At 64.1% G+C, this 19,693-nt stretch carries 15 protein-coding genes; 8 read left to right on the forward strand and 7 right to left on the reverse strand.

Features of this window, described 5'->3' with window-relative positions:
• Positions 1-4: 4 nt before the first annotated feature.
• Genes EXN22_RS25990 through tagH form a run of 7 tightly spaced genes read right to left on the reverse strand, consistent with a single transcriptional unit; the run spans position 5 to position 9,407 of the window.
• Positions 5-724: a PP2C family protein-serine/threonine phosphatase gene (locus tag EXN22_RS25990; protein WP_130266710.1), complete on the reverse strand. Its 720-nt coding sequence runs from the start codon at positions 722-724 to the stop codon at positions 5-7.
• The gene (gene tagF / locus EXN22_RS25995) at positions 725-1,375 is read right to left on the reverse strand and encodes a type VI secretion system-associated protein TagF (protein WP_130266711.1); all 651 of its coding nucleotides are present in this window, start codon (positions 1,373-1,375) and stop codon (positions 725-727) included.
• Positions 1,375-4,878, reverse strand: coding sequence for a type VI secretion system membrane subunit TssM (gene tssM / locus EXN22_RS26000; protein WP_130266712.1), 3,504 nt, complete (start codon positions 4,876-4,878; stop codon positions 1,375-1,377). Before tssM ends, tagF begins: the two co-directional genes overlap by 1 nt.
• Positions 4,875-6,185: a DotU family type VI secretion system protein gene (locus EXN22_RS26005; RefSeq protein ID WP_130266713.1), complete on the reverse strand. Its 1,311-nt coding sequence runs from the start codon at positions 6,183-6,185 to the stop codon at positions 4,875-4,877. Before EXN22_RS26005 ends, tssM begins: the two co-directional genes overlap by 4 nt.
• A 6-nt stretch (positions 6,186-6,191) precedes the next feature.
• Positions 6,192-7,526 (reverse strand): type VI secretion system baseplate subunit TssK, encoded by a 1,335-nt coding sequence (gene tssK / locus EXN22_RS26010; RefSeq protein ID WP_130266714.1) that lies wholly within the window; start codon positions 7,524-7,526, stop codon positions 6,192-6,194.
• 15 nt (positions 7,527-7,541) lie between these two features.
• Positions 7,542-8,039: a type VI secretion system lipoprotein TssJ gene (gene tssJ / locus EXN22_RS26015; RefSeq protein ID WP_130266715.1), complete on the reverse strand. Its 498-nt coding sequence runs from the start codon at positions 8,037-8,039 to the stop codon at positions 7,542-7,544.
• A gap of 36 nt (positions 8,040-8,075) precedes the next feature.
• On the reverse strand, positions 8,076-9,407 hold the full coding sequence (tagH, locus tag EXN22_RS26020; protein WP_130266716.1) for a type VI secretion system-associated FHA domain protein TagH: 1,332 nt from the start codon (positions 9,405-9,407) through the stop codon (positions 8,076-8,078).
• A 392-nt stretch (positions 9,408-9,799) separates the two neighbouring features.
• Here tagH and tssA point away from each other — a divergent pair, with 392 nt between their 5' ends.
• The 8 genes from tssA (at position 9,800) to tssH (ending at position 19,688) form a co-directional block, all read left to right on the forward strand.
• Positions 9,800-10,831, forward strand: a complete 1,032-nt coding sequence (tssA, locus tag EXN22_RS26025; protein ID WP_130266717.1) for a type VI secretion system protein TssA — start codon at positions 9,800-9,802, stop codon at positions 10,829-10,831.
• A gap of 95 nt (positions 10,832-10,926) precedes the next feature.
• Positions 10,927-11,442, forward strand: a complete 516-nt coding sequence (gene tssB, locus EXN22_RS26030; RefSeq protein ID WP_010221277.1) for a type VI secretion system contractile sheath small subunit — start codon at positions 10,927-10,929, stop codon at positions 11,440-11,442.
• A gap of 15 nt (positions 11,443-11,457) precedes the next feature.
• Positions 11,458-12,951 carry a type VI secretion system contractile sheath large subunit gene (gene tssC / locus EXN22_RS26035; RefSeq protein ID WP_130266718.1) on the forward strand — a complete coding sequence of 498 codons (1,494 nt, stop codon included), beginning with the start codon at positions 11,458-11,460 and terminating at the stop codon, positions 12,949-12,951.
• An 80-nt stretch (positions 12,952-13,031) separates the two neighbouring features.
• Complete coding sequence (locus EXN22_RS26040) at positions 13,032-13,520, forward strand: Hcp family type VI secretion system effector (RefSeq protein WP_130266719.1); 489 nt, start codon at positions 13,032-13,034, stop codon at positions 13,518-13,520.
• 109 nt (positions 13,521-13,629) lie between these two features.
• Positions 13,630-14,145, forward strand: a complete 516-nt coding sequence (tssE, locus tag EXN22_RS26045; RefSeq protein WP_130266720.1) for a type VI secretion system baseplate subunit TssE — start codon at positions 13,630-13,632, stop codon at positions 14,143-14,145.
• Complete coding sequence (gene tssF / locus EXN22_RS26050) at positions 14,142-16,001, forward strand: type VI secretion system baseplate subunit TssF (protein ID WP_130266721.1); 1,860 nt, start codon at positions 14,142-14,144, stop codon at positions 15,999-16,001. The genes tssE and tssF overlap by 4 nt, the downstream gene beginning before the upstream one ends.
• On the forward strand, positions 15,965-17,017 hold the full coding sequence (gene tssG, locus EXN22_RS26055; RefSeq protein WP_130266722.1) for a type VI secretion system baseplate subunit TssG: 1,053 nt from the start codon (positions 15,965-15,967) through the stop codon (positions 17,015-17,017). Before tssF ends, tssG begins: the two co-directional genes overlap by 37 nt.
• Positions 17,010-19,688 (forward strand): type VI secretion system ATPase TssH, encoded by a 2,679-nt coding sequence (tssH, locus tag EXN22_RS26060; protein WP_130266723.1) that lies wholly within the window; start codon positions 17,010-17,012, stop codon positions 19,686-19,688. Before tssG ends, tssH begins: the two co-directional genes overlap by 8 nt.
• Positions 19,689-19,693: the final 5 nt, after the last annotated feature.

Raw genomic sequence — 19,693 nt, forward strand, 5'->3', positions numbered from 1 at the left:
GTCTTCAGCTGGCCTTGATGACGACGGCGGTAATGTTGTCGGGGGCGCCCCGGGTCAGGCCCAGGTGCACCAGGCTGCGGACCACCTGATAGGGATCGCTGTGGCCCAGCACTTCGCGGATTTCATGGTCCTCGACGGTCTTGTTGACGCCGTCGCTGCACAGCAGGTAGGTATCGCCGGCGAGGATCTGCAGGGGCACGGCCTCAAGCTCAAGCGCAGGCTCGACACCAATGGCCCGGGTGACGATATTGGCGCGCGGGTGCACCCGCGCTTCGGCTTCGCTGAGCAGGCCGCTGTCCTGCAGTTCCTGGACGTAGCTGTGGTCGCGGGAAATGCCTTCCAGACGCCCGTCGCGCAGCCGATACAGGCGACTGTCACCGGCCCACAGGCAGATGCCTTGATCACCGCGTACTGCCAGCAACACCAGGGTGCTGCCCATCATCGCCACACCGCGCCGGACGCTTTCCTCACGCACCGCCGCGTTGACCGCCGACAGCCGCTCGCGCAGCACCTGCGTGTATTCATCCAGGGACGGCGTGGCCGGCAACCGGCGCAAGGTATCGACGATCAGGCAACTGACGTAATCACCCGCCGCATGCCCACCCATGCCATCGGCAACCGCCCACAGGCCCTCGCTGGCAAGATCCAGGCAAGCGTCTTCGTTGATGCTGCGCACCATGCCAACATGGCTGTAGCTGGCTGCGCTGTAGTGCAAAGCCGTCATCTAGCGCGCCGCCTCACTGCCGAGTAGAAAACTGGCGAAATCCTCGCTGCGCGGCAAGCCGGCACAACGCAACAATCCCGCCTCGATACGTTCCGAACCCCGCCCCCACCACAGGCTCATGTCAGCGCAGGCGCTTTCGGCCAGGGCCGCCTGGCGAGCCTCGGGGGTCACTGCAGTGAAACGCTGCAAGCCAGCTACTGTCGGGCTCGACAGCGTATTCAGGCGCGGCACAGCAACACCTCGAAGCGCCTCGTTGAAGGCTTCAAACGCAGCGTGCGGCTCCAGGGTAGCCAGCAACTGCGCTTCGCAGTGTTCGAACCAGTCATCCGGGCCACTGACCACCGCCGCCAGCGACTCATCCGGCGCCAGAAGCTGGGCCAGGGTAAGAGGAAAATAGCGCCCTACCCGATCGATGCTGGGCATCAGCACGCCGACCACGGCCTGCGGCCCACAGACGCCCGGCGCCAGGGCGAAGCGCCACAACGGGCTGACCAGATAGGCCGGCAACCACTGTTCGGCCAACTGCTGCTGGCTGGCCATTAGCCCGGCAGCCAACCACTGGTCCCAGGGCTGGATAAAACTGTGCGGCAAGCCCCGGCTGACAAAGTCACCGCGGCTGGCCAGCTTGCCGTAGAAGCCAACGTCGCCCATCACAACCGCTCCGGCAGGCTGAAGCCGCTGAGCACGCGGCTCTTGAATGGGTTGAACGCGCTGTTGGCGCGCAGCTCATAGGACACGCTGGCGCCATCGACCCGCAGGCGCAGGCTGAAGCGGTCCGGGCCGTTGCCGGCCACCAGATCGGACTGGTCAAGCAAGCGGAACCAGGCCCACGGCCCTTCCAGGGTCAGGCCGGAACGGCCGCTGGCCGCCGGCGGCATGATCGACAGGCGCACCACGCCGATGCTGTTGGGGTTCGGCCACTGCATGGCTACCGGTCGGCTCGGGCCGTGGTCATAGCTAATTTGCTGGCCGTCGAGGTCAAGCAGGAACTGGGTGATCGAGGCGTCCATGGCCACCGGCTTGAGCTCGAAGCGCACGGTCGGCTGCATGCCGCCGGAGCGGAAGAACGCATCACGAATTGCCGCCGAGCGCTGGAAAGTGTGCAGCACGCCAGGGCCGATGCCGAGTTTCTGCGCCGCGCCCGGCTGCCAGCGCCAAGGGTTGGCCGAAGTGTCGACATAAGGCTGCAGGTACTTGCGAAAGTAGCTGTCCATCACCCCGCCGACTCCGAAGAACTGGCCGAAGTCGTCCAGGGTGGCATCGCGCGAGCTACCCGGCGCCAGCGGGTAACGACCGCTCAGGGACTGGCGGTAAACGTTGACCACTTCACTGACCCAGGCAGCGTTGAGCTGGTTGCGCACGCCACCCATCATGGTATTGGTGGTCGAACTCACCACCGATTTGACCAGGCCCTGGACCATCGGTGGCTGACGCTGTGCACTGAGGCTGACACGGCTGGCAGCGGCAGTTGCCTGGTTCTTGGCCTCGCCGAGCAAGGCGTCGCCGCTGGCACCGACCATGGCGCTGACCTGCACGTACAAGGCGTTCATGTCGGTGAGCAGGCCGTCAATAGCCGCAGGCTCGCCCTCGCCCTTGCTGACCAGACTGGCCAGGTCGGCAAAGTGCGCGCTCACCGGGTCTTGGTCTTGCTGCACCTGGCGGCTATCGGCCGGTGCATCCTGGCCCAGCAAGTTGCCCAGGCGCTGCTTGAGTTGGTCGACACCGGCCTCACTGGCTTTAGCCTGGGCGGCCGCAAGCGGGTCCTGCTGTTGCAGGTTGGTTTCCTTGGCCACAGCGCTCAGAAGCTTTTTCAGCGGCGAGGTGGGACCGGAAATCACCCGCAGTACATCGGCAGCCTGGGCCACGCTGGTAATCGGCACGAAGTCGAGATCGGCCAGCAGCGCATCCCAGTGGCGGATGTAGTCGGCGAAATACAGGCGGCGCACGTCGGCGGCAAGGCTGCTGACATCGCCCTCATCGGCCTGCTCGCGGCCCAGCACCCAACGTTCTTCGGCCAGGGTATTGCTGTGTTGCAGGCTGGTGGCGAGGAACGCCTTGCGATACCCCTCAACGGTAAACAACCCGCTCAAGGGTTCGCCCAACGGCTTGCCGCTCTTGCGGCTGAACACCAGTGCGGCATCGCGGCCGGCAGCTTCGCTCAGGCGAAAATCGCTGACACCCTCCGGCAGTTTCTGGCGCTTGACCCGGTCATAGACGCGCTGGGCCACTGGCAACTGCTGCAACTGGCGACGCAAGTCTTCGATCAGGTTGGCATCCAGGCGCGCATTGGGCGGACGCTTTTCGAACAGCGCCTGCAGGTGTTCACCCAAGGCTGCACGCTGCTCGGGCGCCAGGTCGCGGGGCAGGCTCTGTTCCCAGTCGAGGCTGACCCAGGCCTTGATGAAGTCCGGGTCGTAGTGCTCGCCATCGGCCAGCATCAGATAGGCTTTGAGGCCTTCGTAGAGGAAGTCGGAACCACCACCACTGTGCAGTTGCTCTTCAATGCGCGTGACCAGGCGCGGGGCAAACACCGCGATCAGCAACTTGCGGTAAACGCTGGCCGACTCGGCTTCGAGCATGTCGCCCTGGTACAGCCCCAGGCCCTCGGCCCAGCCGGGTGGATCTTCGGCCAGATGGCGCACGGCATTGAGCAGCGGCAGCACGGCCAGCACGTCGCGCTGGGCTGGGCTCAAGGTTTGCAAGGTTTGCCCCAAGGGCTGGAGCTTGTGCTCGACCTGGGCAATGTAGGCCTGGTTGGCGCGATAGCTTACGGCCCACAAGGTGCCGACCAGCACCACCAGGGCAACGCTTGCGGCCAGCGCAGTGCGGGCCAGCCACTTGCGTCGGCGCTCGACCTGCGGGTTGACCCCGACCAGCCCACGCTCGGCAAAGGCCACGGCATTGAACAGTTTTTCGATGAAGTAGCTGCGACCCGTGCCGCTCTGGCGCGCCAGGTGCTGACGGTCCAGGCCCATGCTCTGGGCCATGGCGCCGATCAGGCGGTCGATCGGGCTGCCTTCCTGGGTGCCACTGGTGAAGTACACCCCACGCAACAGGGCGCGCTCTTCATAGGCGTTGGGCTTGAACACGCCGTCGAGAAAGCTCTGCAGGTTCGAGCGCAAGGCTGCGAACTGCTGGACAAAGCCATAGACCAGGTCACGCCGTGCCGGGTCGCGTTCCTGCTGCAGGCGCTCGACCAAGCGTTGGTTGAGGCGCTGCTCGAGGCCGGCGAACTCGCTTTGGAACTGCGCTAGCGGCCCTTGCGCCGAGGTGTCGTCGTCCAGGCCGAAGGTCATGCCCCAGACCTGGGCACGTTCTTCCTTGCTCAGGGTGTCGAAGAACTCCATGAAACCCGGCACCAGGTCGAGCTTGGTCAGCATCAGGTAGATCGGAAAGCGCACGCCCAACTGGCTGTACAGCTCCTGAATACGTGAGCGGATAGCCGCGGCATGGGCGGCGCGTTCGGCATCACTGCCCAGCAGCAGATCGGACAGGCTGATGGCAATGAAAGCGCCATCGATGGGCCGGCGTGCGCGCTGTTTTTTCAGCAGGTCGAGGAAGCCCAGCCAGGCCGCCTTGTCGACCTGGGCGTGGCTGTCCTGGGTGGTGTAGCGGCCAGCGGTGTCGAGTAACACCGCCTGGTCGGTAAACCACCAGTCGCAGTTGCGGGTACCGCCCACGCCACGGATCGCTCCGGCGCCAAGCTGTGCGGCCAATGGGAAATGCAGACCGGAATTGACCAGCGCCGTGGTCTTGCCCGAGCCTGGCGGGCCGATGATCACGTACCAAGGCAGTTCGTACAGATTACGCCGCTCATCACCACCGAGGCGGGCTTTTTTCAGCAACGCCAGGGCCTCGTCCATACGCTGGCGCAGGGTGGCCAACTCTTCGGCGGTGGCGACGCTGGCAGGGTCGGGAGCGGTTTCTGCGGCCAGGCTGCGCATGACTTCTGCTGCCTGGCGACGAGCCTGAATCAGGCGCCACAGGCGATAACCGATCCACACCGCAAACAGCAGCGCAATCAGCGTCCAGCGGCGCCCTGCCGGAACCAGCACGTCCCACAGCGGGCCGACGAACCAGATGATCAAGCTCAGGGCAATCAGACCCAGCAGCGGGATGACCCAGCGAATGACAAAACCGAAAAACGCCTTCACTCGACCCCCTCCGCCAATACAGTGATTTCAACCCGGCGGTTCTTTGCCCGGCCTTCGGCCGTGTTGTTCGGCGCCAGCGGCTCGGTGTCGCTCAGGCCTTGGGCGCTAAAACGTGCTGGCTGGCCGGTCTTGGCGGCCAGAATCTGCTGGACCTGCTCGGCGCGGGCCTGGGACAGCGCCCAGTTGGACGGGAAGCGCAAGGTCGCGATCGGCCGGTTGTCACTGTGGCCGGTGATGCGTACCTGGCCCTTGACCTGGCCGATGGCGTCGGCGATGCGCAGCATCAGCGGCTGCAGGCTGTCGTTGATGCTGGAGCTGGCCGAAGCGAACAGCTCATCGCCACGGAGGGTCACCACCGAGCGGTCGACGGCGTCTTCGACACTGACCCGCCCGGCCTTGATATCACTGGCCAGAAAACCCGCCAGGCGCGGGCGCTCAACCGGCTTGGGTTGGGTCACAGGGCGATCGATGGCCTGCACCGGGATTTCGCCCAGGGCATGAATGTTCTTGAAGACCGGCTCGGCGTCGGCGGCGAGCATCAAGCGCAGGGCGAACAGCAAGGCCAGAAGCAACGCCAGGGCAATAGCCAGGCCTACCCAGGGCGGCATGAACTGCGACAAGCGATCACGGCTGACACTGACCCCGCGCCAATTCGGCGACAGCTCGCGCTCGAATTCGCCACGGGCGCTGCGAATGGCGGCGGCAGTGCGTTCGCGCAGTGCTTCAAGCTGGGCACGGCCGCCGTTCATCACCCGGTAGCGGCCTTCAAATCCCAGGCACATGCACAGGTACAGCAACTCCAACAGGAACAGGCGCTCGCGCGGGCTCTGCAGGCAATGTTCAAGCAGCTGGAAGACCTTCTCGCCACCCCAGGCTTCGTTGTGCACGGTGATCAGCAGGCTCTGCTTGCCCCAGTCACTGCCGCTGCCCCAGGGCGTGCTGAGCACCGCTTCATCGAGCGCGGTACACAGCGCGTAGCGGGCCAGCAACACTTCGTTGCGCGCCACACCAGCGGCTTCGGCGCGCTCTTCGAACTGACGCAGATAAGCCAGCAACTGCGCACGCAGGCTGGCCGGGGCCGGATGGGCGATGGTGCTGCGCAAGCGGGTGAGCAACGCCAGCAACGGCCCTGCGGCGCTTTCCAATGGGTTCAAGCCCAGGGCCTGGCCACCGGGCAACGGTTGCGCTGGCATCGACGGCGTTGCCGCCGGCTCCGGCGTGCCCGCCTGCGGGCTGCGGCCACCGGGGCGCGGCATGAACTGGGTGCGGTCGTTGGCTGCGGGTGCCGACGGGTCGTTAGGCTGCATCGCGGCTTATCCTCGGATGGCCCAGAAGGCCAGGTTCAGCCCCGGGAACTCGCCGGCGACGTAGAAGGCAAAGCCCCCGGCGTTCTGCAGTTGTTGCCAATGCTCACTGCCGCGGTCGAGTTCGTAGTAGGTGGAACCGGCGTGGAACGGGATCTGCCGTGGCGCCACCGGCAATGGCAGCAGGCCGATGCCCGGCAATTGCAGGTTGACCAGGTCACGGATGTGCTCGACCGCACCGATCTTGCTTTGCTGAGCGAAGCGCCCGCGCAGGGTCTCGCTCGGCACATCGGCGCGCACCACGAGGATGAAGCTGGCGTTGTCGAGCAGGCTGCGGTCGGCAAGCATGGCCACATGAATGCCATAGGCTTTTTCGACAATCGGAATCGGCGTGGCTTTGCTGTCGATCAGCATCGACAGGGCTTCGCGCAGCGCCTGCATGACCGGGGTGAAACTCGCTGCCAGGTCATCATGCTGATACACCGGGAACTCGCCCGGGCGCCGATTGCTGGCGCAGAAGGTGGCGAACTCACCGGCCAGGCCGAGCAATTCACTGTACAGCCGCTCCGGGTGCAGCGGGCTCACCTGGCTCAGGTGTTCGACCAGGGGCTGGGCGCGGTTGACCAGTTGCAGCAGCATGAAGTCGGCGATTTCCGAGGCGCCGCCCGCGCCCGAGGCCACCACTCGTCCGGCCAGGGCCTCGCCGCGTTGATGTAGCAGGCCCAGCAACTCGCTGCGAAAGGCCGACAGGCTCTTGCTCGCCGACACATCCAGCACCGGAGCGATGTAGCTGTCATCCAGCACCAGGGCGCGGTCGGCGCGCTTTTCCTTGATGCGCACCAGGCCCAGCGCGGCGTAGTCGCTCAGGCCCTCGTCGGCAGTGATCAGGCGCAAGGCGCGGGAGCCAAGAGCGACCGGCGCCCGGTTCTCGAACGGGGCATTGTCGTCGCGCACTTCGGCCACCCGGCTGACATAGCGCGCACCACCCGCCTGCTCACCCTCGTCCACCGTGTCGCGGGCTCCGGCACGCTTGAGCGGCAAGGCCAGGTAAACCAGGCCATCACGCAGGTTGTCGTCGATGTTCAGCGGGCTCGGCGCCAGGTCATCCTGGGGAATGTTGAACGGTGTGCCATCTGGCAGCAGGCCGCGGGCCGAGATGATGGCCAGCTTGCCCTGGGCCAGCAGGCCCTGGTCGATCAGCAGTTCGGAAAAACCCCAGGCCCCCGCCGACAACGGCCGGCTGCGGGCATCGATAAGGTTTTCCAGGTAACGGTCATGCTGTTGGAAGTGCTGGGTTGCGAGGAACATGCCTTCCGACCAGACCACACGATTGTTCCAGGACATGGTTTCTCCGATTGCCTATTGGGCGGTGCTGGTTGGGGAGGTATGGACAGCGCTGCGCACAGCACGAACATCGAGGCTGATCTGGTAATCCAGCGGCGGCACCGGCAACAGGCTGCGCCACTGCGCCTGGTCGATTTCGCGATAGCCCACGGCCAGGCCTATCTGGCGTGTGGCCGGGCTCAGCGCACGTTCGATACGCAGCTGTTCGCCCGGTTGCACCAGCACTTCGTCCTGATCAAGCAGGTCCGCGCCCAGGGTCGTGGACGCCCGTTCGGCCAGAGCGAAATAGTCGGCACGATTGAAATTGGCACTGTTCTTCAACTCGTAGATACGCACGCGCACAGGCGCGGCCTGACCGTTGGCGCCCGGGTTGAGCCCGGCGGCGGCACTGAAATACAAGGTGACGCTGGTAGGCCCTGCCAGCGCGGGCTGGACCGGTGCTGCGACTTCATCCTTGCTACAACCACTGAGCAGCAGTGCAGTTACCGCTGCCATCAGCATTGTTCGAATCATCCTGCGTCCTCAATGACGTGGCACTTTGCGTTTGTTTCAGGAGCGCTGCAAACGCGCGCTGTGCGCCTCATAGGCGCGGCTGAACTCGCGCCCGAACAGGTCCTGGAAGTCGTCTTCGGCTTCCTGGGAAATCTTGCTGTACAGCTCGGTAAACTGTTGCCAGTACTGCGCCTGGCGCGAGCTGCCGAACAACTTCGACAGACCGGCCGGCTCACCCAGGCGCGACTCCAGCTGCGCCGGCTCGAAACGACCGAGCAGGTGCTTGATCGCCGCTTCCACCCCGGCCATGACCGCCAGTTGGTGCGCGCGCAGATCGTCAAAACTGTCGCGTACTGCCTGATCCGGGGCCATGAACGCGTGGTTGCCGTGACGCAGCAGCAACAGCAAGGCCTCATCGGCATTCGGGGCGAATTTGAGCGGGTTGTTCTCGGCCGGGCGTATCATGGTCTGCTGCATGCGGAACTCGCCCTTGAGGCTGCTGCGCGCGCGCAGCACATCGATAAGGCCCTCGACCATCAAGCGGTAACTGCGGCCGAGCGCTTCCATCTGCGCCTCGACCTGGGCACTGTCGATACGCAGGTGCTCTAGGCCCGCGCCACGTAGAAACGCCTGCACTAGTGCACTTGAATCACTGGCCGGTGCAGGCGCTTCGGGCATTGCCACCGGGCTGGGCATGGCCGTTGCGGCAGGCGTGGTTACAGGTACGGGCGCCACGGGGGCTGCAGGTTCGGCAAACAGGTCCCAGTCTTCGGGAATGACGCCAGGGCTCGGCGCTACCGGCACCGGCGCCGGCATGACAGGCGTTGGCGGGCGAAAATCATGCTGTTGGGCCGGTACATGATCGGCCTGGGTGACCGGTGCAATGCTTGCAGGTGCCAGGAAGTCGAACAGGTCCGGCAGGGTATCGTTGCTCGAAGCACCCTGGATGAATGCCGGTGCGCTACCGCCTGTCGGCTGGGGGACGGCATTGGCCTGGTTGGCCATCAGTGCCTCGAAACTGTTGGCGGCGTCCGCGCCAGGCAGATGGCTGTCGCCCAGTTGAAAGCTGGAATCGATCCGCGCCTGGATCTCGTACTCGCCAATGCGGATAACCTCTCCGTCCATCAGCGGTTCGCTGTTACCGCGACGCAAACGAATACCGGCGTGAATTAATTCGACACCGTTAGTGCTGTTATCGGTCAGGTAATAACGGCCATCTTTATATTGAACAACACAATGCTGCGAAGAAACCAGGCGTTCCGGATCGGGCAACACCCAGTCATTATCAGGGCCGCGACCAATACTGATGGCACCCGTTTCGATGAACTTCTCAGGACATTGGCCAGGGGTAATCTTGTGATAACTGGTAATAGTAAGACTCAGCGACATCACGCCTCCTTAGCAACATCCCGAATCGCTCGCTGGCCCGTCGCAGGCCTGCTGCACATAGCGCGATTCGCTTCAAATCCCTGAAAAAGTCTACCAAATGTCCAATTTTCGCCGTTTTTCACTGACCAATGTCATGTACAAACGGCATCCACCGCTACCCTGACCAGCAGGTCAGTAAGCCTGCACGGCCCAGTACTCAGGTCACGGTGGCCCGATAGCTTACCTTGACAGCCAATTGGAAATAAACCAAAAATGCGCAACTTGCTGAACGGCAGTGATATCACTTTGATATCAACTAAGGATAACTCGGCAAATTATGTGCGCTGTGTCACAAAACCAACTTGCGCACATTAGCGACCCCTACCAAGGGACGATATGGAGATCGATATCTGGTGAACTCAGCGCCTTTGCTCGCTGCCGTTTCGGAAAACTTCCCCTGCGGCGACGACCTTGAATACGACCCGGACTTCCTGCAATTGGAGCGTGATGCCCAAGGCCGGCCCGAGCGTGTCATGGGGGATGCCATCCAGCCTGCCGAGCCTCCCCAATGGCGGCAGATCGAACAGTCCTGTACCGCCCTGCTGCAACGCAGCAAAGACCTGCGCGTCACCCACTTTCTGGTGCAAAGTGCCCTCGCCTTGCACGGCATCGTGGGCCTGGCCAGCAGCCTGCAACTGATCAACGACCTGTTGCGCCAATACTGGTCGCAGTTGCATCCGCAGCTCGACGCCGACGATGACAACGACCCGACCGTGCGCATCAACGCCCTGGCTGGCCTGGTTTGCGACAGCAACATCGCCCTGCTGCGCGAAAGCCTGCTGATCCGCTCCCGCGCCTTCGGCCCGGTCAGCCTGCGCGCGGCCCTGCATGCCAGCGGCTTGCAGCACTTTGCCAGTGAGACACTGAACGCCGACGAGCTCGGCGGTGCCCTGCGCGACAGCGATAGCGAGCAGTTGCAGGCCATCCGCGAGGCGCTACAGCAAGCCCGTGAGGCCGCCGAGGCAATCGAGCAGTACGTCAACGAGCAGGTCGGATCGGCCAGCGGTGTTGATTTGAGTGCGCTCAAGCAGCCGCTGCGCCAGGCCGCACAGATTCTTGCCGAGCATGCGCCGGCAGCCGAGCGAGCCGCCAACGACGCCAGCGAAACCAGCAGCCCTGAAGACAGCCCGACAGTGCTGGCCAGTGCTGCTCCTGCGCCCGCTGTTGCCCGTGCTTCGGCCGATATCGCCAGCCGCGACGAGGTGCTGCGCAGCCTGGACCGAATTCTCAAGTACTACGCCCGTCACGAGCCCTCGAGCCCGCTGCCGGTGCTGTTGAACCGCGCGAAAAATCTGGTGAACGCCGATTTTGCCGCGATCGTCCGCGACCTGATTCCCGATGGGCTGTCGCAGTTCGAAACCTTGCGTGGCCCCGAGACTGACTGACGCCTGCGGGCAAGATCCAACGCAATTACGCACCACCGTTACCGGCAACGATCGATGACGCCAATACCGTCGCACCTGCGACCAGGAGGAACAACGTGGCGAACCCCAGTTCTCAGAAATTCATTGCGCGCAACCGCGCGCCGCGGGTGCAGATCGAGTATGACGTCGAGCTCTACGGCGCCGAAAAGAAGGTCCAGCTGCCGTTCGTCATGGGTGTCATGGCCGACCTCGCCGGCAAGCCTGCCGAGCCGTTGGCGCCGGTCGCCGAGCGCAAGTTCCTGGAAATCGACGTCGACAACTTCGACTCGCGCCTCAAGGCCATGCAGCCCCGGGTGGCCTTCCACGTGCCCAACGAGCTGACCGGCGAAGGCAACCTGAGCCTGGACATCACCTTCGAAAGCATGGACGACTTCAGCCCCGCCGCCGTGGCGCGCAAGGTCGACTCGCTGAACCAGCTGCTCGAAGCGCGGACCCAGCTGGCCAACCTGCTGACCTACATGGACGGCAAGACTGGCGCCGAAGAAATCATCATGAAAGCCATCAAGGATCCGGCCCTGCTCCAGGCCTTGGCCAGCGCGCCAAAGCCCCAGGACGCCGAGCCGAACGCTTAACCAGGACATTGCCTCATGACCGATCCGATGCGTGATACCCAGGCCCAGCCAGCGGCCACCGAGCAAGCCAGCGAGTTCGCTTCGCTGTTGCTGCAAGAATTCAAACCCAAGACCGAGCGCGCTCGCGAAGCCGTCGAAACCGCGGTTCGCACTCTGGCCGAACAGGCCCTGGCGCAAACCGACCTGGTGTCCAATGACGCGATCAAGTCGATCGAATCGATCATCGCCGCCATCGACGCCAAGCTCACCGCCCAGGTCAACCAGGTGATTCACCACCCCGAGTTCCAGAAACTGGAAAGCGCCTGGCGTGGCCTGCACTACCTGGTCAACAACACCGAGAGCGACGAGCAACTGAAGATTCGTGTGCTCAACATCTCCAAGCCGGACCTGCACAAGACCCTGAAGAAATTCAAGGGCACGGCCTGGGACCAGAGCCCGCTGTTCAAGAAGATGTACGAAGAAGAATACGGCCAGTTCGGCGGCGAGCCGTACGGCTGCCTGGTCGGCGACTACTACTTCGACCAATCGCCACCGGATGTCGAGCTGCTGGGCGAGCTGTCCAAGGTGTGCGCCGCCATGCACTCGCCGTTCATCGCCGCGGCCTCGCCGACCGTGATGGGCATGGGCTCGTGGCAGGAGCTGTCGAACCCGCGCGATCTGACCAAGATCTTCACCACCCCCGAGTACGCCGGCTGGCGTTCGCTGCGTGAGTCGGAAGACTCGCGCTACATCGGCCTGACCATGCCGCGCTTCCTGGCGCGCCTGCCCTATGGTGCCAAGACCGACCCGGTGGAAGCCTTCGCCTTCGAAGAAGACACCGATGGCGCCGACAGCGCCAAGTACACCTGGGCCAACGCCGCCTATGCAATGGCGGTGAACATCAACCGCTCGTTCAAATACTACGGCTGGTGCTCGCGGATTCGCGGCGTCGAGTCGGGCGGCGAAGTACAGAACCTGCCGGCGCACACCTTCCCCACCGATGACGGTGGCGTGGACATGAAGTGCCCGACCGAAATCGCCATCTCCGACCGCCGTGAAGCGGAACTGGCGAAGAACGGCTTCATGCCGCTGCTGCACAAGAAGAACACCGACTTCGCCGCGTTCATCGGCGCCCAGTCGCTGCAAAAGCCTGCCGAGTACGACGATCCGGACGCCACCGCCAACGCCAACCTGGCCGCGCGCCTGCCGTACCTGTTCGCCACCTGCCGCTTCGCTCATTACCTGAAGTGCATCGTGCGCGACAAGATCGGCTCGTTCAAAGAGAAGGACGAGATGCAGCGCTGGCTGCAGGACTGGATCCTCAATTACGTCGATGGCGATCCGACCCACTCCACCGAGACCACCAAGGCCCAGCATCCGTTGGCCGCCGCTGAAGTGGTGGTGGAAGAAGTCGAAGGCAACCCGGGTTACTACAACTCGCGCTTCTACCTGCGCCCGCACTACCAGCTCGAAGGGCTGACCGTGTCGCTGCGCCTGGTCTCGAAGTTGCCATCGGCCAAGGGCGCCTGAGCCCGGGCTCGCTAAAACGCCCCGCACTGCGGGGCGTGCACTGAAAAACAATGTGGTAGATGCCACACTCTGGAGACAACATGGCAGTTGATATTTTCATCAAGATCGGCGACATCAAGGGCGAGTCCATGGACAAGGCCCACAAGGACGAAATCGATGTGCTGAACTGGAGCTGGGGCATGGCCCAGTCCGGCAACATGCACATGGGCGGTGGCGGTGGCGCCGGCAAGGTCAACATCCAGGACCTGTCGCTGACCAAGTACGTCGACAAATCCAGCCCTAACCTGATGATGCACTGCTCCAGCGGCAAGCACATCGACAAGGTCACGCTGACCGTGCGCAAGGCCGGTGGCGAAAGTCAGGTTGATTACCTGGTCATCAACCTCGAAGAGGTGCTGATCACCTCGCTGAGCACCGGCGGCTCAGGCAGCGATGACCGCCTGACCGAGAACGTCACCCTGAACTTCGGCATCGTCAAGGTCGACTACCAGCCGCAGAAAGCTGACGGCACCAAAGACGGCGGCCCGGTCAAGTACGGCTGGAACGTGCGCCAGAACATCAAGGCCTGATGCGTTTCGCCCTCTTCGCGGGGCAAGCCCGCTCCTACAAAAAGGTGGGAGCGGGCTTGCCCCGCGATAGGCGCAACGCGATCCTGACCCCCACCACCGGAGCCACCCCTTGGTAGCCGAAATCGCTGCACGTGACCGCCTGCAGCCTTCGCTGCTCGATCGTCTGACCGACGATGAGCCCGGCAACCTGCAAGAAGCCAATGACAAACGCGTGCTGTCGCTGAACCAACTGAAGGCTTCGGTACTGCGCGACCTCACCTGGCTGCTCAACACCACCTCGCTGCTCGATGCGGCCACCACGTTGAACACCCCGGCTGGCACCTCGGTAGTCAACTACGGGCTGCCGGCACTGGCGGGTAACAGCGCCTCGAACATCGATATCAGCGCACTGGAGAGCATCATTTACCAGGTCATCGCCACCTTCGAGCCACGCATCCTGCGCAACAGCCTGCGAGTTCGCGCCCAGGTCGCGGCGGGGGAAATGAACAACAACGCCCTGAGCTTCGAGATCGAAGGCGACCTCTGGGCCCAGCCAGCGGCGCTGCCGTTGTTGCTGCGCACCGACCTTGACCTGGAATCCGGGCATGTCCGGGTTGCCCCCGCCGAGCGCCGGAGGCGTTCATGAACCCGCGCCTGCTCGAGCTGTATAACCAGGAACTGCAGCACATCCGCGAGAGCGCGGCAGAATTTGCCCGGGAATACCCGAAGATCGCCGGGCGCCTGACCCTGTCGGGCATCGACTGCGCCGATCCTTACGTCGAGCGCCTGCTCGAAGGTTTTGCCTACCTGACGGCCAGGGTCCAACTCAAGCTCGATGCCGAATACCCGACCTTCACCCACAACCTGCTGGAAATCGCCTACCCGCATTACCTGGCACCGACGCCGTCGATGACCGTGGTGCAGATGCAGGCCGATCCTGACGAAGGTTCGCTCAGTGGCGGTTTCACCCTGCCGCGTGGCACTGTGCTGCGCGCCGCCCTTGGCCGTGACTCACAAACACCGTGCGAATTTCGCAGCGCCCATCCGGTTACCTTGTGGCCACTGCAAGTTGCCCAGGCCGAATACTTCGGTAACCCCGCAGCCAGCCTCGGGCGCCTTGCCGCCAGCGAGCCGAAAGCTCGCGCCGGGTTGCGTATCACCTTGCGTACCGGCGCTGAGCTGGCATTCAACAGCCTTGGTCTGGACAGCCTGCCGCTGTACCTGAACGGTGCCGATGAACTGCCGTTTCGCCTGTACGAGCAACTGCTGGGCAATGCCTGTGCGGTGTTCGCCCGCCAGCCGGGCCGCGACTGGGTCGAGCGCATTCCATTGTCGGCCTTGCGCCCCTGCGGCTTCGATGACCGCGAAGCGGCGCTGCCGGTGGTCCCGCAGGCGTTCCAGGGTTACCGCCTGCTGCAGGAATACTTCGCCCTGCCGCAGCGCTTTTTGTTTGTCGAATTCGCCGAGCTCGATCGCGCAGTGAAACGTTGCGACGGTCAGGAGCTGGAACTGATCGTACTGTTCGAGCGCTACGACCAGGCCCTGGAAGGCAGCGTCGGTGTCGAGCAGTTCGTGCCCTTCTGTACCCCGGCGATCAACCTGTTCCCGCGCCGGGTCGACCGTATCCACCTGAGCGAGCGGGTCAACGAGCACCATGTGATCGCCGACCGCACCCGGCCGACCGATTTCGAAATCCATTCGCTGAGCAGCGTGACCGGCCATGGCACCGGCCCCGACCAAAGCTTCCTGCCCTTCTATGCGGTGCGCGACCCCTCGCGCTATGGTCGTGACCAGGCTTACTACATCGTCCGCCGTGAGCCGCGCATGCTGTCCAGCGAGCAACGCCGCAACGGCACCCGCTCGACCTATATGGGTAGCGAAACCTTCATCAGCCTGGTCGATGGCCAGCAGGCTCCCCATCGCCACGACCTGCGTCAGCTAGGCGTCAGTGCCTTGTGCACCAACCGCGACTTGCCGCTGTTCATGAACCTTGGCGACGGTCGCAGCGACTTCACCCTGGCCGACAGCGCGCCAGTAGCGGCCATTCGCTGCCTGGCCGGGCCGAGCCGGCCGCGTGCCAGCCACGCCCATGACAACAAAGCCTGGCGCCTGATCAGCCAACTGTCGCTGAACTACCTGTCGCTGACCGAAGAAGGCCAGGGCGCAGCCGCCTTGCGTGAGCTGTTGCGCCTGTATGGCGACAGCCATGACGCCGCCTTGCAGCTGCAGATCGACGGCCTGCGCGAGGTCAGCAGCAAGGCCTGTACTCGACGTCTGCCGATGCCCGGGCCGATCGTCTTTGGCCGCGGCCTGGAAATCACCCTTGAGTTCGATGAGAACGCCTTCCGCGGCACCGGAGTGTTCCTCCTGGGTGCGGTGTTCGAACGTTTCCTGGCACGTTACGTGTCGATCAACAGCTTTACCGAAACGGTACTCCGTACCACCGAACGCGGCGAGATCATGCGATGGAAAGCCAAGCCCGGACGCCGTCCGACCCTGTGAATATCTTGAGCCAGATGCAGGCCACCCCCTGGAAGCATGATTTCTTCCAGGCCTTGCGCCGGCTTGAGTGCCAATCGCCGCAGCTGCCACGCTTTGGCCATTCGCTGCGCCTGGTCGATGACCCTGTTCGGCTTGGCCAGCAGCTCGATTGTGCCTTTGCACCGGCGACCCTGGCGGCGCTGACACCGGCCAGCGATCAGGGCCCGGCGCGCCTGGAGCAGTTTTTCTTCGGCCTGGGCGGCCCCAACGGCCCGTTGCCGCTGCACCTGACCGAGTACATGCGCGAGCGCCAGCGCAACAACGCCGACAGCACCAGCAAACGCTTTCTCGATGTGTTTCACCATCGCCTGTTGAGCCTGTTTTACCGCGCCTGGGCCGAGGCCCGGCCGACCGTCAGCCATGACCGTCCCGATGACGACTACTGGGCTGCTCGCCTGGCCGCCCTGAGTGGGCGCGGTACCCCTGCGCTGCGCGATCAGGGCCCGCTGCCGGACACCGCCAAACTGCACTACAGCGGCCACCTCGCCGCCCAGACCCGCTACCCCGATGGCCTGCGCGGCATTCTCGGGGCGTATTTCGGCGTGCCGGTGAGCATCGAGGAATACGTCGGCCAATGGCTGCAACTGCCCGAGCGCAGCCGCCTGGGCGCGAGCGCCAACCAGTTGGGGGTGGACCTGTGCCTGGGCAGCCACGTCTGGGACCGCCAGCACAAGTTTCGCATCTGCCTGGGGCCGCTGAGCCTGGACCAGTACCTGTCGCTGTTGCCCGATGGCGCTGCCTTTGCCGAACTGGTGGCCTGGGTCGCCGAGCACCAGGGGCATGAGCTGGACTGGGACCTGCAGCTGATTCTGCAGCAGGACGAAATTCCCGCCCTGCAACTCAACACTGGCCGGCGCCTGGGTTTCGATACCTGGCTCGGCCGTCCGCAACACGATGCCCGCGACCTGACACTGGCTCGGTACTACGCCGAGCAGACGAGCGCATCGCAATCCACAAGGAGTCCGGAACATGGGTGAAATCAGCCGCGCCGCGCTGTTCGGCAAACTCAACAGCGTCGCTTACAAGGCCATAGAGGCCGCCACGGTGTTCTGCAAGTTGCGGGGCAACCCCTATGTGGAACTGGCCCACTGGTTTCACCAACTGCTGCAACTGCAGGACTCGGACCTGCACCGCATCATTCGCCAGTTCAACCTTGAGCCTGCGCGCCTGGCCCGTGAGCTGACCGATGCCCTGGACCGTCTGCCGCGCGGCTCGACCTCGATCACCGACCTGTCCTCTCACGTAGAAGAAGCCGTCGAGCGTGGCTGGGTGTATGGCAGCCTGATGTTCGGCGAGAGCCAGGTGCGCACCGGCTACCTGGTGCTCGGCATCCTCAAGACCCCGAGCCTGCGTAATGCCTTGCTTGGCCTGTCGTCGGAGTTCGCCAAGATCAAGGTCGAAGCCCTCAGCGAGCGCTTTGATGAGTACGTCGGCGATTCACCGGAGAACGCCCTGGGCGCCAGCGACGGCTTCACTGCCGGCGCCGTACCGGGTGAAGCCAGTGGCGCCATGGCCCCCAGCGCCCTGGGCAAGCAGGAAGCACTCAAGCGCTTTACCGTCGACCTCACCGAGCAAGCGCGCAGCGGCAAGCTTGATCCGATCGTTGGCCGCGACGAAGAGATCCGCCAACTGGTGGATATCCTCATGCGTCGCCGGCAGAACAACCCGATCCTCACCGGTGAGGCGGGTGTAGGCAAAACGGCGGTGGTTGAAGGCTTTGCCCTGCGGATCGTTGCCGGCGATGTCCCGCCGTCGCTCAAGGACGTCGAACTGCGCAGCCTGGATGTCGGCCTGTTGCAGGCCGGGGCGAGCATGAAGGGCGAGTTCGAACAGCGCCTGCGCCAGGTCATCGAAGACGTGCAGGCCTCGCCCAAACCAATCATTCTGTTCATCGACGAAGCCCACACCCTGGTCGGTGCCGGCGGCGCAGCCGGTACCGGTGATGCCGCCAACCTGCTCAAGCCCGCCCTGGCCCGCGGCAGCCTGCGCACCGTGGCCGCCACCACCTGGGCCGAGTACAAGAAACACATCGAGAAAGACCCGGCCCTGACCCGCCGCTTCCAGGTGGTGCAAGTTGCCGAACCGAGCGAAGACAAAGCCCTGCTGATGATGCGTGGCGTGGCCTCGACCATGGAGCAGCACCATCAGGTGCAGATCCTCGATGAAGCCCTGGAGGCCTCGGTCAAGCTCTCCCACCGCTACATTCCGGCACGGCAGTTGCCGGACAAGTCCGTCAGCCTGCTCGACACCGCTTGCGCCCGCGTCGCCATCAGCCTGCACGCGGTGCCGGCAGAAGTGGACGATAGCCGCCGACGAATCGAGGCGCTGGACACCGAGCTGCAGATCATCGCCCGCGAACAGGCGATCGGTATCGCCATTGGTAACCGCCAGCAACAGGCGCAAACTCTGCTGGCTGCCGAGCGCGAGCGCCTGCTCGAACTGGAAAGCCGCTGGGCCGAAGAGAAAGCCCTGGTCGACGAACTGCTGGCGACCCGTGCGCAGCTGCGCGAAAACGTCGGCGAAGTCGACCGCGATACCGGCAGCGCACAAAGCCATGAGCTGCGCGAAACACTGCTCGACCTGCAGCAACGCCTGAGCGACCTGCAAGGTGAAAGCCCGCTGATCCTGCCGACCGTCGACTACCAGGCGGTGGCCTCGGTGGTTGCCGACTGGACCGGCATTCCGGTCGGGCGCATGGCCCGCAACGAGCTGGAAACCGTGCTCAAGCTCGACCAGCACCTGGCCAAGCGCATCATTGGCCAGGACCATGCCCTGCAAATGATCGCCAAGCGCATCCAGACCTCCCGCGCTGGCCTCGACAACCCCAACAAGCCAATCGGTGTGTTCATGCTCGCCGGCACCTCCGGGGTGGGCAAGACCGAAACTGCCCTGGCCCTGGCCGAAGCCATGTACGGCGGTGAGCAGAACGTCATCACCATCAACATGAGCGAGTTCCAGGAAGCCCATACCGTCTCGACCCTCAAGGGCGCCCCGCCTGGCTATGTCGGCTACGGCGAAGGTGGCGTGCTGACCGAGGCGGTACGACGCAAACCCTACAGCGTGGTGCTGCTGGACGAGGTGGAAAAAGCCCACCCGGACGTGCACGAGATCTTCTTCCAGGTGTTCGACAAGGGCGTCATGGAAGACGGCGAAGGCCGGGTTATCGACTTCAAGAACACCCTGATCCTGCTCACCACCAACGCCGGTACCGAGCTTATTTCCCAGGTGTGCAAGGATCCGCAGAACGTCCCGCAGCCCGAGGCCATTGCCACCGCCCTGCGCCAACCGTTGCTGGAGATCTTCCCACCAGCGTTGCTTGGACGCCTGGTGACCATCCCCTACTACCCGCTCAGCGACGAGATGCTCAAGGCCATTACCCGCCTGCAGCTCGAACGCATCCGCAAGCGCGTGCAGGGCACCCACAAGGTCGCCTTCGACTACGACGACGAGGTGGTCGAGCTGATCGTCTCGCGCTGCAGCGAGACCGAAAGCGGCGGGCGGATGATCGACGCGATCCTGACCAACAGCCTGCTGCCGGACATGAGCCGCGAGTTCCTCACCCGCATGCTCGAAGGCAAGGCCCTGGCCGGGGTGCGCATCAGCCGCCGCGACAACGACCTGCACTACCACTTCAGCGACGCGCCATGATGGCG

Source organism: Pseudomonas tructae (assembly GCF_004214895.1).
Taxonomy (GTDB): Bacteria; Pseudomonadota; Gammaproteobacteria; order Pseudomonadales; family Pseudomonadaceae; genus Aquipseudomonas; species Aquipseudomonas tructae.

Coding starts and splice junctions, on each gene's coding strand:
- EXN22_RS25990 (WP_130266710.1), bottom strand. CDS start 724: ATGACGGCTTTGCACTACAGCGCAGCCAGCTACAGCCATGTTGGCATG.
- tagF (WP_130266711.1), bottom strand. CDS start 1,375: ATGGGCGACGTTGGCTTCTACGGCAAGCTGGCCAGCCGCGGTGACTTT.
- EXN22_RS26005 (WP_130266713.1), bottom strand. CDS start 6,185: ATGCAGCCTAACGACCCGTCGGCACCCGCAGCCAACGACCGCACCCAG.
- tssK (WP_130266714.1), bottom strand. CDS start 7,526: ATGTCCTGGAACAATCGTGTGGTCTGGTCGGAAGGCATGTTCCTCGCA.
- tssJ (WP_130266715.1), bottom strand. CDS start 8,039: ATGATTCGAACAATGCTGATGGCAGCGGTAACTGCACTGCTGCTCAGT.
- tagH (WP_130266716.1), bottom strand. CDS start 9,407: ATGTCGCTGAGTCTTACTATTACCAGTTATCACAAGATTACCCCTGGC.
- tssC (WP_130266718.1), top strand. CDS start 11,458: ATGACCGATCCGATGCGTGATACCCAGGCCCAGCCAGCGGCCACCGAG.
- EXN22_RS26040 (WP_130266719.1), top strand. CDS start 13,032: ATGGCAGTTGATATTTTCATCAAGATCGGCGACATCAAGGGCGAGTCC.
- tssF (WP_130266721.1), top strand. CDS start 14,142: ATGAACCCGCGCCTGCTCGAGCTGTATAACCAGGAACTGCAGCACATC.
- tssG (WP_130266722.1), top strand. CDS start 15,965: ATGGAAAGCCAAGCCCGGACGCCGTCCGACCCTGTGAATATCTTGAGC.
- tssH (WP_130266723.1), top strand. CDS start 17,010: ATGGGTGAAATCAGCCGCGCCGCGCTGTTCGGCAAACTCAACAGCGTC.